16 protein-coding genes are annotated in these 12,978 nt (G+C 71.8%); 13 read left to right on the top strand and 3 right to left on the bottom strand.

Annotated features, from left to right (window positions below):
• Positions 1-69 precede the first annotated feature (69 nt).
• The 5 genes from CHC09_RS00080 to CHC09_RS00060 all read left to right on the top strand — a co-directional run bounded on the left by CHC09_RS00080 (position 70) and on the right by CHC09_RS00060 (position 3,756).
• Positions 70-960, top strand: coding sequence for a TetR/AcrR family transcriptional regulator C-terminal domain-containing protein (locus CHC09_RS00080; RefSeq protein ID WP_089290870.1), 891 nt, complete (start codon positions 70-72; stop codon positions 958-960).
• A gap of 54 nt (positions 961-1,014) precedes the next feature.
• A complete protein-coding gene (locus tag CHC09_RS00075; RefSeq protein WP_089290869.1) occupies positions 1,015-1,593 on the top strand; it encodes a hypothetical protein in 579 nt (192 codons plus the stop codon).
• An 87-nt stretch (positions 1,594-1,680) separates the two neighbouring features.
• The gene (locus CHC09_RS00070; protein ID WP_089290868.1) at positions 1,681-2,322 is read left to right on the top strand and encodes a bifunctional 4-hydroxy-2-oxoglutarate aldolase/2-dehydro-3-deoxy-phosphogluconate aldolase; all 642 of its coding nucleotides are present in this window, start codon (positions 1,681-1,683) and stop codon (positions 2,320-2,322) included.
• Positions 2,319-3,248, top strand: coding sequence for a sugar kinase (locus CHC09_RS00065; protein WP_089290867.1), 930 nt, complete (start codon positions 2,319-2,321; stop codon positions 3,246-3,248). The genes CHC09_RS00070 and CHC09_RS00065 overlap by 4 nt, the downstream gene beginning before the upstream one ends.
• 91 nt (positions 3,249-3,339) lie before the next feature.
• Positions 3,340-3,756 carry a PRC-barrel domain-containing protein gene (locus CHC09_RS00060; RefSeq protein ID WP_089290866.1) on the top strand — a complete coding sequence of 139 codons (417 nt, stop codon included), beginning with the start codon at positions 3,340-3,342 and terminating at the stop codon, positions 3,754-3,756.
• 54 nt (positions 3,757-3,810) lie between these two features.
• Here the strand turns inward: CHC09_RS00060 and CHC09_RS00055 are convergent, their stop codons facing one another.
• Positions 3,811-4,539, bottom strand: coding sequence for a MerR family transcriptional regulator (locus tag CHC09_RS00055; protein ID WP_089290865.1), 729 nt, complete (start codon positions 4,537-4,539; stop codon positions 3,811-3,813).
• A gap of 61 nt (positions 4,540-4,600) precedes the next feature.
• Here CHC09_RS00055 and CHC09_RS00050 point away from each other — a divergent pair, with 61 nt between their 5' ends.
• The 4 genes from CHC09_RS00050 to CHC09_RS00035 all read left to right on the top strand — a co-directional run bounded on the left by CHC09_RS00050 (position 4,601) and on the right by CHC09_RS00035 (position 7,379).
• Positions 4,601-5,080, top strand: a complete 480-nt coding sequence (locus CHC09_RS00050) for a DUF6194 family protein (protein WP_089290864.1) — start codon at positions 4,601-4,603, stop codon at positions 5,078-5,080.
• 142 nt (positions 5,081-5,222) lie between these two features.
• Positions 5,223-5,807 carry an isochorismatase family protein gene (locus tag CHC09_RS00045; protein ID WP_089290863.1) on the top strand — a complete coding sequence of 195 codons (585 nt, stop codon included), beginning with the start codon at positions 5,223-5,225 and terminating at the stop codon, positions 5,805-5,807.
• Between the two features lie 7 nt (positions 5,808-5,814).
• On the top strand, positions 5,815-6,711 hold the full coding sequence (locus CHC09_RS00040; RefSeq protein WP_089290862.1) for a GlxA family transcriptional regulator: 897 nt from the start codon (positions 5,815-5,817) through the stop codon (positions 6,709-6,711).
• A complete protein-coding gene (locus CHC09_RS00035) occupies positions 6,708-7,379 on the top strand; it encodes an HAD family hydrolase (protein WP_089290861.1) in 672 nt (223 codons plus the stop codon). The genes CHC09_RS00040 and CHC09_RS00035 overlap by 4 nt, the downstream gene beginning before the upstream one ends.
• Positions 7,380-7,416: 37 nt before the next feature.
• On the opposite strand, the gene CHC09_RS00030 is transcribed toward CHC09_RS00035, so the two are convergent.
• Both CHC09_RS00030 and CHC09_RS00025 read right to left on the bottom strand, forming a co-directional pair.
• Positions 7,417-8,424: an XdhC family protein gene (locus CHC09_RS00030; protein WP_307833926.1), complete on the bottom strand. Its 1,008-nt coding sequence runs from the start codon at positions 8,422-8,424 to the stop codon at positions 7,417-7,419.
• Positions 8,372-8,938, bottom strand: coding sequence for a nucleotidyltransferase family protein (locus CHC09_RS00025; protein WP_089290860.1), 567 nt, complete (start codon positions 8,936-8,938; stop codon positions 8,372-8,374). Before CHC09_RS00025 ends, CHC09_RS00030 begins: the two co-directional genes overlap by 53 nt.
• Positions 8,939-9,092: 154 nt before the next feature.
• Between CHC09_RS00025 and CHC09_RS00020 the strand changes: the two genes are divergently transcribed.
• Genes CHC09_RS00020 through CHC09_RS00005 form a run of 4 tightly spaced genes read left to right on the top strand, consistent with a single transcriptional unit; the run spans position 9,093 to position 12,440 of the window.
• Positions 9,093-10,016 carry a hypothetical protein gene (locus CHC09_RS00020; protein ID WP_089290859.1) on the top strand — a complete coding sequence of 308 codons (924 nt, stop codon included), beginning with the start codon at positions 9,093-9,095 and terminating at the stop codon, positions 10,014-10,016.
• Positions 10,013-10,438 carry an ABA4-like family protein gene (locus CHC09_RS00015; RefSeq protein ID WP_089290858.1) on the top strand — a complete coding sequence of 142 codons (426 nt, stop codon included), beginning with the start codon at positions 10,013-10,015 and terminating at the stop codon, positions 10,436-10,438. The genes CHC09_RS00020 and CHC09_RS00015 overlap by 4 nt, the downstream gene beginning before the upstream one ends.
• Before the next feature lie 5 nt (positions 10,439-10,443).
• Positions 10,444-11,817, top strand: a complete 1,374-nt coding sequence (locus CHC09_RS00010; RefSeq protein ID WP_239138126.1) for a sensor histidine kinase — start codon at positions 10,444-10,446, stop codon at positions 11,815-11,817.
• Complete coding sequence (locus CHC09_RS00005) at positions 11,814-12,440, top strand: response regulator transcription factor (protein WP_089290857.1); 627 nt, start codon at positions 11,814-11,816, stop codon at positions 12,438-12,440. The genes CHC09_RS00010 and CHC09_RS00005 overlap by 4 nt, the downstream gene beginning before the upstream one ends.
• Positions 12,441-12,978: the final 538 nt, after the last annotated feature.

Here is a 12,978-nt window from a genome sequence, read left to right as displayed (position 1 = left end):
ACTAGGAACGGTAAGAGCGGTTCCCTGAGCAGGGCAAACCGCACTAGTACGGAGGGGTGGGTGTACTAGGTGGAGGCGGCGTACACGCGGATCGTGGCGGAACTCCGGCGCCGGATCGAGGCCGGTGAGCTACGGCCGGGCGACCGGGTCCCGTCGGCGCGGGCGATCACCCGGGAGTGGGGGGTGGCGATCGCGACCGCGACCAAGGCCCACGCGGCGCTCCGCGACGAGGGCCTGACCGTGGCCCGCCCCGGGGTCGGCACCGTGGTCGCCGGTCCCGCCCCGCGCCGGGACACCGACCTGGGGCTGGAGCGCATCGTCGCGGCCGCGATCGTGATCGCCGACCGGGACGGCATGGCCGAGCTCTCGATGCGCCGGATCGCCACCGATCTCGGCGTCGCCACCATGTCGCTCTACCGGCACGTGCCCAGCCGCGACGAGCTGGAGGTCGCCATGATCGACGCGGCGCTCGGCGAGCTGCGGGTGCCGCCGCGGTACTCCGGTGACTGGCGGGCCGATCTGGAGCGTTGCGGCCGGGCCATGTGGGAGCTGTTCCAGCGGCATCCGTGGCTGGGCGTGACGATGTCGCTGACCAGGCCGCAGCTCTCGGTGAACGGGATGCGGCTCGGCGAGTGGGTCATGGGGACGCTGGCGCCGACCCGGCTCGGCGTGACCGACCGGATGCTGGTCCAGATCCTGCTGTTCAGCTTCATCCGCGGGGTCGCGGGCGCGTTGCAACCGGAGGCCGAGGCGATGCGGGACACCGGGTTGACCGGCGACGAGTGGATGGAGACCCAGGAGGCGACGTTCCACCGGTTCGTCGAGCGGCATCCGATGCCGTCCTATGAGGAGCTGTTCCTGCGCACCCCGGACTTCGACTTCGACCTGAACGTGCTCTTCGAGTTCGGCCTGGCCCGGCTCCTGGACGGCATCGGTGCCTGGATCGAACGGGCGGCGTGATCCGGCGCCGGGCGGGCGTGGTTGACAGACCGCCCAGGGCGGGCTCGATACGGTATGCGGGTGTCTCAGATCCCTTGGTGGGGGCTGCCCCTGGTCGCCGCCGTATTCGCCCTGGCGGGTGCCGCCGCGGTGCGATACGTCGCCGCTCGTGACAACGCCCTGCTGAGCCGGCGACGGCGTACCCGTCGCTGGTACGAGGAGCGCAAGGTCGCCTACGTCGAGTTGCTGACCGCCTTCGAGCGGGCCACCGTGCGGCTGCGGTCGGCGTTCGAGGCGGACGAGAAGCCGCCGAGCCTGCTGGCCTATGTGGATGAGATCGGCCCCGCGCTGATGCCGGTGCGGCTGCTCGCCTCCGGGCCGGTCCGCAGCGCGGCTCTCGCCGTCCACCTGCAACTGGAGCGCCTGCACGGGCCGATGAACCCGGCCGGCGTCTCCGGGGTCCGCCCGCAGACCCACTTCCGCGAGCTGCTCGCCCAGGTGCCGCTGGTGATGCAGCAGTTCGAGGCCGCGGTCCGCGAGGAGCTGGGGATCGAGCACACGCCGCCGGCGCCGCCGCCGCACACCCTGAACGGCAAGGCGCGCTGGGCGCCGCGGCGGGAGACGCTCGGCGAGCCGGGCCGGGAGAAGCTGTGACGCCCTGCGGGAATGCGCTTCCCTGCTGCTCGGGAAAGCTGAACTGACCCCTGGCCCGGACGGCGGCACATCGGGCAGGATCGAACCGTGACCGATCATCGTGATCCGCTCGACCCTGTCTCCGCCGCGATCGTCGAGGGTGGCCTGGTCGCCATCCTGCGCGCCCCGCACGCGGGCGCTTTCGCCGCGATCGCCGACGTCCTGGTGGCCGCCGGCATCACCGCGCTCGAGGTCACGCTGACCTCGGACGGCGCCCTCGAGGCGATCGCCGGCCTGCGCCGGCAACTCCCCGCCGGGACGCTCATCGGCGCCGGCACCGTGCTCACCGTGGACGAGGCGAAGGCGGCCGTGGACGCGGGCGCGTCGTTCCTGGTCTCGCCGGTGCTCGACACGCTGGCCGGGCAGAGCGTGCCGTGCTATCCGGGGGCGTACACGCCGACCGAGGTGTACTCGGCGTACCGGGCCGGGGCGCCGATCGTCAAGCTCTTCCCGGCCGGGGGGCTGAAACCGGCGTACCTCAAGGATCTGCGCGGCCCGCTGCCGCGGATGCGGGTGATGCCGACCGGTGGCATCGCTCTGGACGACATCGTCGACTGGCTGGGTGCCGGGGCCGCCGCGGTCGGGCTGGGCGGGCCGCTGATCGGGGACGCCGCGACCGGCGGGAGCCTCGTCGCGCTGGCGGCGCGCGCCAAGCACGCGGTCGACGCCGTCGCCTTCGCCCGATCATGACCGGCGGGCTCTTCACCCTCGGTGAGGCGATGGGGATCTTCGTCGCCGACGGGATCGGCCCGATCGAGCAGGCCCGGGGATTCACGCTGGCGGTCGGCGGGGCGGAGAGCAACGTCGCGGTCGGGGTCGCTCGCCTCGGCGGCCTCGCCACCTGGCTCGGCCGCCTCGGGCCGGACTCCGCCGGGTCCCTGATCGCGGGACGACTGCGTTCCTCCGGGGTACGGGTGCTGGCCGTACCGGATCCGGCGCCGACCGGCCTGATGGTCCGCTACCGGCGGTCCGCGCAGTTCATCCACGCCGACTACCACCGGGCCGGCAGCGCGGGCTCCCGGCTGACCCCCGCCGACCTGCCACTCCCCGAACTGGAGTCGGCCGGGGTCGTGCACGTCACCGGGATCACCCCGGCGCTCGGTGACACCGCCCGGGCCACCGTCTTCGCCGCGGTGGAGGCCGCCCGGGCCGCCGGGGTGCCGGTCTCGTTCGACGTGAACTACCGCGGCAAGCTGTGGTCCCGCTTCGACGCCGCCCCGGTCCTGCGTGACCTGGCCGCCCGCGCCGACGTGATCTTCGCCGGACCGGACGAGGCGGCCGTCCTGCTCGACGACGCCGACCCGCTGGACGGCCTCGCCAAGCTCGGCCCGGCCGAAGTGATCATCAAAGACGGCGGCCGGGGCTGTACGGCCCTGATCGACGGTGTCCGGCACGTCGTCCCGGCCCTCCCGGTCACGGCGATCGACCCGGTCGGTGCGGGCGACGCGTTCGTGGCGGGCTACCTCGCCGACCGGCTGGCCGGAGCCGCTCCCGAGCAGCGGTTGCGTACGGCCATCGCGGCGGGTGCCTTCGCCGTGACCGTCCCCGGCGACTGCGAGGGCGCACCCACCCGCGCGGAGTTGGTCGCCCTCACCGGTAGCGACATCAACCGCTGATCGAGGATGGGATGTGCCAGTTCTGATTGGACCGTGGGTGAGCGGGTAGGCAGAGAGCAGCGGCAATTTCATCGATTTCGAGGAGGCCGTCATGCAACCAGCGCCGTTCACCCCGTGGTCCTGGAGGGACCCGGCGAGCCTGTCCGGCAGCTACGAGCCGGCCGGCGCCGATGTGGTCGACGAGACCGGACGGATCGGCGAGGACCTGGTCGGATACCGGGTCGAGGCGACCGATGGGCACATCGGCTCGATCGACCAGGCCAGCTACGACGTCGGAAGCGCGTACCTGGTGGTGGACACCGGGCCGTGGATCTTCGGCAGCAAGGTGCTGCTGCCGGCCGGCACCGTGCAGAACGTCGACTACCAGGGCCGCAAGGTCTATGTGGACCGGACGAAGGACCAGATCAAGTCGTCTCCGGAGTACGACAAGGAGACGTTCGAGACGGCCGAGTACCGGGAGCGGGTCGGCGACTACTACACCGGCAGTTATCGGGATTACCCGCGCTGATCGCGGTTGATCCCGCCGCCCCGCCCGAATCCCTCGGGCGGGGCGGTTCTTCGTTCAGGGCGCCGATCGGGCCGGGTCGGCGGGGAGGGCGAGGAGATCCGCGAGCCGGGCGGCGGCGGTGAGCATCGCGCGGCCACGGGCGGTGAGCCGGGCGCGCCACTCGGTCAGTGAGGCGGCCAGGGACTCGGCACCACCGGCGGCGCGGACCTGCTGGAGGACGGTGGCGATGTGCGGGAGCCCGTAGCCGCCGCGGCGGAGCAGGTGGGCCAGGTCGGCGTCGCGGATGTCGTCGGGGGAGTAGAGGCGCTGCTGGGTGGCGCGGTCACGGGCCGGGACCAGGATGCCGGCCTCCTCCCACTTGCGCAGCGTCGCGGGGGTGACGCCGAGGCGGTGGGCGAGCGCACCGACCGGAAGCGGGCGCTCGGCGCGGGCCGGCGGGCGTGGCGCTTCGAGCAGCCCCGCGGTGGCCTCGACGGCTTCGAGGGTCTCGCGGTCACGGGACAGGCCGACATGGCCGGTGTCGATGGCGGCGAAGGCGGTGTCCGGGTCGCCGCGGAGCACGGCGCGCATGATCACGGCGGCGGGGCCGTGGCCGTACGCGGAGACGAGCGCGAGAAAGGCGTCCACCGCGGCCAGATGCCGTTCGCCGTAGGCGCGGTAGCCGCTCGCGGTGCGCCGCGCCGGCGGGATGACGCCGTCGTTCTCGTAGTTGCGGATCGCCTGGGCGGAGAGACCGTGCCGGCGGGCCAGATCGACCGGGCGATAGCTTTGAGACTTCGGCATGTCTCTCCTGGGGAATCGTGGCTGAACCTTCACAGGGTCACTCGACGATACGGTAGAGGTCATGACTGCTTTCCCAGCGCCTGACGCCCACCCGGACCACGATCCGGTCGACGAGCTCGCCGAGCGGATCTGCCGCCTGCCCGACGTGTTCCAGCTCGTCGCCGGGCCCGGGACCGGTGCGCCCGAGCTGAGCTGGGGTGACCGGTTCTTCTTCGTGGGGAGCGAGCGGATGCGGCCGTTCGCCACGATCGTCGTGCGGAACGTGCCCGGCTTCGACGAGCGTTCCGACCTGGACCGCCCGGGCGTCTTCCGGCTCAACGTCGAGCTGGGCCGCGCCGAGTTCCGCGACCTGTTCGGCTACGGTCCCGAGGAGTTCGCCGCGCACCAGTCGGAGATCGACTTCGCGGCGCCGGGCCGCTGGTTCCCGCATCCGGTGTACGCGGTTCAGGGCTGGGGGAGCATCGTCAATCCCGGTGCGGAGGTGGACGGGCTTCTCACGCATGCCCATCGGCGCTCGGCCGCTCGAGCCCGGCGCGGCTAGGCACGGAGCGTGGTCGCTCGGCGGGGGTGTGATTGTTCGTACCGGGAAATGCTTCGAAGAGCGACCACCGCTGACCGGATCGTTCCGGCGGCGGTCTGGTTGATGCCTGTCGCCCAGCGGCGGCCGCGAGTGAGATGGGGGTATGACCGAAGCACTGATCGTCATCGACATGCAGGAATCGTTCCGGGCGCGCCCGCTCTGGGAGACCACCGACAACCCGGACGTGATCCAGAACGTCCGGCGGCTGGTGGACGCCGCCCGCAATGCCGGAAAAATCGTCATCTGGTTCCTGCACTCGGAACCCGGCACCGGTGGCGTCTTCGACCCCGCCAGTGGTTTCGTCCGCCTGATGGAGGAGCTCGTGCCGGCCGACGGCGAGCCGGTGCTGACCAAGGTCGTGCACAACGCGTTCACCGGCACCGACCTGCAGCATCGCCTGACCGTCGCAGGGGTGCGCGGAGTGACCGTCTGCGGCCTGCGCACCGAGCAGTGCGTCGAGACGACCGCCCGGGTCGCCTCGGACCTCGGCTACGACGTCACCTTCGTCACCGACGCGACCGCGACGCATCCGATCCCGCACCGCGACGCCCCCGAGGACCAGACCGTCGCCGAACTGCTCGCCGATCCGCGTACGCTGTCCGCAGCGGACGTGGTGGCCCGCACGGAGTACGCCCTGGCCGGCCGCTTCGCCACGATCAAGACGGTGGCCGAGGTCGAGAAGGAGTGACCGGATCGTGAGCCAGGTGGTCTTCGTGCTGACCCCGCAGGTCCACCTGCTCGACCTGGCCGGGCCGGCTCAGGTCTTCTCCACCGCACCCGGCTACTCGCTGCACTACGTCGCGGAGACCGAGAGCGTGCCCACCTGGCAGGGCGTCGTCCTGCAGGCGACTGTGGAGTGGCCCGCGCTGACCCCGGAGGACCTGGTGCTGGTCCCGGGCTGGCGCAGCGGTCATGGATACTTCGGCCGCGCGACGCTGGACCGGATCGCCGCGCACCACGCCGCCGGCGGCACCGTCGCCAGCGTCTGCTCCGGCGCCGACGCGCTCGGCCGGGCCGGACTGCTGAGCGGCCGCCGCTGCACCACCCACCACGACCTGCAGGAGACGCTCGCCCGCGGCTATCCGCGGGCGAGCGTGGTCCGTGACGTCCTCTACGTCTCCGACGACCGGGTCGTCACCTCGGCCGGCATCGCCAGCGGCATCGACCTGGCGCTGCACCTGGTCGCGCTCCGGCACGGCCCGGCGGTGGCCGGCCGGGTCGCCCGGGAGATGGTCGTCTACGCCCGGCGCAACGGTGACGAGCAGCAGGCCAGCGCGATGCTGCGGCACCGCGCGCACCTCAGCGACGTGGTGCACCGGGTTCAGGACCGGATCGACGCGTCGTTCGCCGAGCCGCTGCGACTGGCCGGCCTGGCCGCCGGCACCGGCGTCAGCGAACGCACCCTGACCCGGCAGTTCACCGCCGCGACCGGCCAAACGCCGCTGCGCTACCAGCAGTTGCTGCGGGTCGAGCGCGCGGAACATCTGATCGGTCACGGATCGACGGTCGAGGCCGCGGCCCGCGCGGTGGGGTTCGGCGACGCGAGAATGCTGCGGAGACTGCGCTCCCGGTCGGCTAGCCTGCCGTCGTGATCCTGCGCGGGGTTCTCTTCGATCTGGACGGCACGCTCGGCGACCACGACGGCTCGGTCACCACGGCACTGACGGCCTGGCTGCCGACCGTCGGACTGGTCGCCGACCCGGAAACGATCATGCGATGGCACGACGTGGCGGAGACGCACCTGGCCGCCTGGCGCCGGCGCGAGATCGGCTATCAGGAGCAGCGTCGCCGCCGGCTCCGAGATCTGGGTTTCGAGTACGGGCCGGAGGCGCTCGACGAGATCTTCGCCGGGTACCTCGTCGAATACGAGAACGCCTACCGTGCCTATGCCGACGTTCCCGAAGCGCTGGCCGCGGTGGCGGAAGCGGGCCTGCGAACGGCTGTCCTGACCAATGGCTCCGCACCGCAGCAGAGTGGAAAACTCGCCCGGATGGGCCTGGCCGATCTGGGGCCCGTGTGGACTCCCGACGATCTGGGGATGGCCAAGCCCGATCCGGGCGCGTTCCGCGGGGCGATCACCCGCTGGGGGCTGAGGCCCGGGGAGGTCCTCAGCGTTGGGGACAGGCACGATCTCGACGTGCTGGCGGCCCGCGCAGCCGGGCTGCGGGCGGTCCACCTGGACCGGCTCGGGACCGGGCCGGAGGATGAACCGCACCGCATCGGGTCACTACGGGAACTGGTCGATCACTTGCACACTTAGGAGTGGCGGGTACGGGCCGGAAAGGTTGCTCGCCCGGTCAGAATTTTTTGTGGACCGGCCCGTCGCGGCGCGCGAGTCGTTCGCCGGACCCGCCGTGGCGCAACGCGACGATCTCCGCGGCGATGCTCACCGCGGTCTCCTCCGGGCTGCGTGCGCCCAGGTCCAGCCCGATCGGTGAGCTGAGCCGGCCCAGTTCCGGTTCGGTCAGCCCGGCCTCGCGCAGCCGCCCGAGCCGGTCGTCGTGGGTGCGCCGCGAGCCCATGGCGCCGACGTAACCGACGTCCAGGCGCAGCGCCACCTCGAGCGTCGGGACGTCGAACTTCGGATCGTGGGTGAGCACGCAGAGCACGGTCCGGTCGTCGATCCGGCCCGCGGCGGCCTCGGCCGCCAGGTAGCGGTGCGGCCAGTCGACGACCACCTCGTCCGCGCCCGGGAAGCGACGGGCGGTCGCGAAGACCGGCCGGGCGTCGCAGACCGTGACCCGGTAACCGAGGAACCCGCCGATCCGGGCGACCGCGGCGGCGTGGTCGGTGGCACCGAAAATGATCATCCGCGGGGCCGGGTGGAACGCGACCGCCGCCGCGCCGGCAACGCCTCTGGCCAGCACATACCCGTCCGAGATGCGCACCGAGACGGGTTCGCCCGACGCCACCGCCTCGACCAGTTCCGGCAGCTCCGGGAAGGTCGACCGGTCCACCCGCCCGATCGCCAGCTCGACCGTCCCACCGCAGGTCAGCCCGACGCCCATGGCCAGGTCGTCGGCGACCCCGAACCGGGCGGTGCGGAACTCGCCGGTCTCCGCGGCAACCAGGCACAGGTCGTAGACGGCCGCCTCCACGCACCCGCCGGAGACGCTGCCGACCACCTCCCCACCGGGACCCACCGCCATCGCCGCACCGGGCTGCCGGGGCGCGCTCGACCAGGTCGCGGTCACCACCGCCAGACCGGCCGGCTCATCGGCGGACCACCAGCGCAGCAGGTCGGCGAGCACGTCACGCATCGAGATCCCCCGGATGGTCCAGATCGGCGCCGTCGGCCACGTCACCGACGTCGACCACCAGCACCTCGTGCGCCCGCAGGTAGTCGCGGGCACCGCGATCACCCGTCGCGCTCGCGGCGACCCCGGCCCAATGGTCGCGACCGAGCAGGACCGGATGACCCCGCCGCCCCTGATAACCGCCCATCACCAGGGCGTCCGCGCCGGCGTGCGCGGTGATCCGGCGGACCGCCTCCGGCGACACGCCGGGCATGTCGACCAGCAGCACGACCGCCGCGTCCAGCGAGTTGTCGGGAGTCAGGGCGGCCAGGCCGGCGCGCAGGGAGGAGCCCATGCCGGTCGGCCAGTCCGGGTTGAGCACGGTCTCCGGAAGGTCCGGCGCCTGCGCCAGGACCTCCTCGGCGCGGGCGCCGAGGACCACCACGGTCCGTGCGCAACCGGCCCGGTGGAGCGTTCCGGCCACGTGTTGCACCAGAATCCCGCTCCGGTACGGGACCAGCGCCTTCGCCATTCCGTACCGGCGGCCCGCACCGGCGGCGAGCACCAGACCCGCGGTCTTCATCCCTCCGAGGTTAGTCGCGCCGTGTTACAGCCGACCGCGCGTCGTGATCAACTTTCCGCCCTCCTACCAGGGGAGGAGGCGGCCTCGGACGAGCGGCCGCGAGTGCGGCCCACGGGCGGGCGATTCCGGGCTCACGAGGCCCGACTCTGTTGCCATGACGACCGTCGAAGTCTCCGAAGCGCGCCGGTGGAGCCGGCCGCTGATCGCGTTGACCTGGGCGTCCGCCGCGCTCGCGGTGATCGCCGGGATCGGCCTGCTCGCCGACGCCCGAATCCTGACCGGGGTGCCGATCTGGCTCAAGCCGTTCAAGTTCGCCATCTCCTTCGCCCTCTACGGCTGGACCCTCGCCTGGCTGCTCTCCGTGCTGCCGCGCCGCAGCCGGCTCGCCGAGCGGGCCGGCGCCGTCATCGTCGGCGTCTCCGTGATCGAACTGGCGATCATCGTGACCCAGGTGATCCGGGGCACCACCAGCCACTACAACCAGACCACGCCGCTCAACTCCACGCTCTGGTCGGCGATGGGCATCTCGATCATGGTGCTGTTCCTGGCCCACCTGGCCATCGCCGTCACGGCGCTGCGCCAGCGCATCCCGGACCGGGCATCCGCGTACGCGATCCGGCTCGGCCTGCTCATCTCGCTGCTCGGGATGCTGGCCGCGTTCACCATGACGAACCGGCAGACCGGCATCGAGAGCCTCGGCGGGGCACACAGCGTCGGCGTGCCGGACGGCGGCCCCGGGATGCCGCTCACCGGCTGGAGCACCGTCGGCGGTGACCTGCGGATCGGGCACTTCGTCGGGCTGCACGCGCTGCAGGTGCTGCCGTTCCTGGCGTACGCCCTGGCCCGCTGGGCGGGAACCCGGCTCGATCAGGTGGCGCGGGCGCGGCTCGTCCTGGTGGTGGGAGTGGCGTACGGCGTACTGGTGCCCCTGCTGACCTGGCAGGCGCTGCGGGCGCAACCGCTGCTGCGACCGGATGGACTCAGCCTCGTCGCGTTCGCGGCCCTGGCCGCGGCAACCGCGATCGGAATCGGTCTGGTCTTGTCCCGCAGCCGCGAGTCCAGGATGGTGTCCGCGTGACCGGGTTCCTGTTCAGCCTGACGTTTCTGCTGGCCGCGCCGTTCTGGGCGTTGATGATCCTGCTCCCGGGCTGGTCCTGGACCCGGCGGATCGTCGCCTCGCCGCTGATCGCGCTCCCGGTGGTGCTGATCTACGCGGTGCTGGTGATCCCGGCCTTCGGCGAGGTGCTGCCCGCGGTCACCAGCCCCAGCCTGGGCGGGGTACGCGAACTCCTCGGCACCGCGAACGGCGCGGCCGCCGGCTGGGCCCACATGATCGCCTTCGACCTGTTCGTCGGCCGCTGGGCCTGGCTGGACGCCCGCGCCCGGGGTATCCCGCACCCGGTGCTCGCCCCGATCCTGGTGCTGACCATCCTGCTCGGCCCGCTCGGGCTCGCCGTCTATCTGGCGGTACGCCCCCGATGGCCGGAAGCCCTACGCTGAGCGCCATGGCCAGGTTTCTCGATGCGCGGGACACCCTCACGCGTTCGGTGCTGCTCGACTGCAGCGGACTGGCCTACCTGCTCGTGATCGACCACACCGGACACCCGCCCACCCCGCTGCAATGGGCACTCGCCGTGCCCGCCTTCCTCTCCGCCCTGCTGCTGCACCGGCGCCCGCCGATCAACCTGCTGGTGCAGACCGTGCTCTTCGCGGTCGCGATGGTGACGCTCGACGACGCGACGATCAACCAGGTGGGGACCGCCTGGGCGGTCGGCGAACTGGCCCTGTGGGCGCCGCGGCGGCGGCACCTGGTGGGTGGGACCGGCGTGGTCGCCGCCGTCTATCTGATCTGCGAATGGCCGTCCGACCCCTCGCTGATCACCGAAACCGTGGTCGGATTGGCGATCAATCTCGGACTGCCGATCCTGCTCGGCCTGGTCGTGCGAACCACCCGGGAACTGGGGGTGCAGGCCGAGCAGCGAGCCCTCGCCGAGCAGCGGCGGCGAGAATCGGAGCATCGCGCGGCGCGGGCCGACGAACGCGGCGCGATCGCCCGTGAACTGCACGACGTGGTGGCGCACCACGTCGCCTCGATGGTGCTGCGGGTCGGGGTCGCGCGGCACGTACTGCCCGAGACCGACCCGCGGGTCGCGGACGTCTTCGACGACGTCCACCGGACCGGGACGGCCGCTCTGGCGGACCTGCGGCGGCTGGTCGCGGTGCTGAGAGACCCGGATGCGGTACGGGGGGACGCCGCCCTGACCGCGATCGACCCGTCGGCGTTGCCGGCGGCGCTGGACGGGGCCGTGGAGACGGCGCGGCGGGCCGGGGTGGTCGTGGAGGCGGAGATCGATCCCTCGATCGGGGCGTTGGACGCGGTTCGGGGGCTGGCGCTGCTCCGGTTGACGCAGGAGGCGCTGACCAATGTGGCGAAGCATGCGGGGCAGGGGGCGCGGGCCTTTCTGCAAGTCACGATGACCGGTTCCGACCTGTGCTGGTCCGTCGAAGATGACGGTGGCTCCGTCGCCGCGGCACCCACTTCTTCCGCGTCTTCCGCTGCTCCCACCTCTGGCGCTTCCTTCTCTGCTGCTCCCACCTCTGGCGCTTCCTTCTCTGCCGCTCCCACCTCTGGCGCCTCCTCCTCCGCCGCTCCCACCCCTGCCTCCTTCTCCGCCGCCCTCCCCGCTTCCCCTGCCGGGGGATCGGGTCGGGTGCCGGGTGGTGGGCATGGGTTGACCGGGATGCGGGAGCGGGTCGAGGTCCTCGGTGGCTCACTCACCGTTGGCGCCCACGGGTCGGGCTGGCGGGTGGCGACGGTTCTGCCCGGCACCCTTCCCTCCTCCGCGGCGGGCCTGATCCGCACCGGGGAGGAATCGTGATCCGGGTTCTGCTCGTGGACGACCAGCAGCTGATCCGTGCGGGACTGCGCATGCTGCTGGATGCCGAGGCCGGCATGGAGGTGATCGGCGAGGCCGGTGACGGCCGTACCGCCGTCACCATGGCCGCCCAGTTGGTTCCGGACGTGGTGGTGATGGACCTCCGGATGCCAGGTGTGGACGGGATCACCGCCACCAGCCGCATCATGGCCGAACGACCCGCCACGCGGGTCCTGGTTCTGACCACCTTCGGTGACGACGACCACCTCTATCCGGCGCTCCAGGCCGGCGCCTGCGGGTTCCTCCTCAAGGACGCGCCGCCCACGGAGCTGGTCAACGGGATCCGTCAGGCCGCTGCCGGCGAGAGTCCGTTCAGCCAGGAGGTGTTGCGACGACTGGTGAGCCGTGCGGTTCACGCTCGTCCGGAGACCCCGCCGCGCGTCGAGGGACTGACCACCCGTGAGCAGGACGTCCTCGGGCTGGTCGCCGAAGGGCTCACAAACACGGAGATCGCGGATCGTCTGCATATCGGCGTCACGACGGTGAAGACACACATCACGGCGTTGATGGCCAAGACCAACAGTCCGAACCGGGTGCGGCTGGCCCTCGTGGCCCACCGCTCCTGACCCGTCCCTCGGCCCTCCTCTCGCGCGCTCCGCTCCTCTCTCGCGCGCTCCGCTCCTCTCTCGCGCGCTCCGCTCCTCTCTCGCGCCCTTCTCTCCGGCGTTCTCCTGACTCTCGCCGCCGTCCTGACTCGCCCGCTGTCACCGCTGGCTTGGTGCTGCCGAGGGGTGGCTCGCCGGGGGTGACCCCGATTTTGCGTTGCGAGGTTGGGGGAGTAATGTTTTCCAAGCCGCCAGGGAGACGGGCGAGCGAACGAGACCTGTGAGGGGCTCGGAGCGGCCGTCCTGACGGAAATCCTTCCAAGATCTCGCGGTCTAGTGTCGTGGGCTTTCTCGGTGTCGGTGAATTCGGTTGCGAAACGCGGATTTGACGATCTGGGAATGGCGGGTAAAGTAGAGCGAGTGCCCCGGAGGGCGGGCCGCGAATATCGCGGTTTGTTTGATGGTGTGCGGTTGTTCTTTGAGAACTCAACAGGGTGCTTGATAAGCCAGTGCCAATTATGGCAATACCCCGGCCTATCTCTTTCGGGAGTGGGTTGGA

Source organism: Actinoplanes regularis, from assembly GCF_900188005.1.
Lineage (GTDB): Bacteria > Actinomycetota > Actinomycetes > Mycobacteriales > Micromonosporaceae > Actinoplanes > Actinoplanes regularis.
This window is presented reverse-complemented; position numbering and strand designations above follow the sequence as displayed.

Bases quoted from the DNA above. Each gene is read 5' to 3' on its own strand.
- CHC09_RS00075 (WP_089290869.1), top strand. From the start codon at position 1,015: ATGCGGGTGTCTCAGATCCCTTGGTGGGGGCTGCCCCTGGTCGCCGCC.
- CHC09_RS00065 (WP_089290867.1), top strand. From the start codon at position 2,319: ATGACCGGCGGGCTCTTCACCCTCGGTGAGGCGATGGGGATCTTCGTC.
- CHC09_RS00060 (WP_089290866.1), top strand. From the start codon at position 3,340: ATGCAACCAGCGCCGTTCACCCCGTGGTCCTGGAGGGACCCGGCGAGC.
- CHC09_RS00055 (WP_089290865.1), bottom strand. From the start codon at position 4,539: ATGCCGAAGTCTCAAAGCTATCGCCCGGTCGATCTGGCCCGCCGGCAC.
- CHC09_RS00050 (WP_089290864.1), top strand. From the start codon at position 4,601: ATGACTGCTTTCCCAGCGCCTGACGCCCACCCGGACCACGATCCGGTC.
- CHC09_RS00045 (WP_089290863.1), top strand. From the start codon at position 5,223: ATGACCGAAGCACTGATCGTCATCGACATGCAGGAATCGTTCCGGGCG.
- CHC09_RS00025 (WP_089290860.1), bottom strand. From the start codon at position 8,938: ATGAAGACCGCGGGTCTGGTGCTCGCCGCCGGTGCGGGCCGCCGGTAC.
- CHC09_RS00020 (WP_089290859.1), top strand. From the start codon at position 9,093: ATGACGACCGTCGAAGTCTCCGAAGCGCGCCGGTGGAGCCGGCCGCTG.
- CHC09_RS00010 (WP_239138126.1), top strand. From the start codon at position 10,444: ATGGCCAGGTTTCTCGATGCGCGGGACACCCTCACGCGTTCGGTGCTG.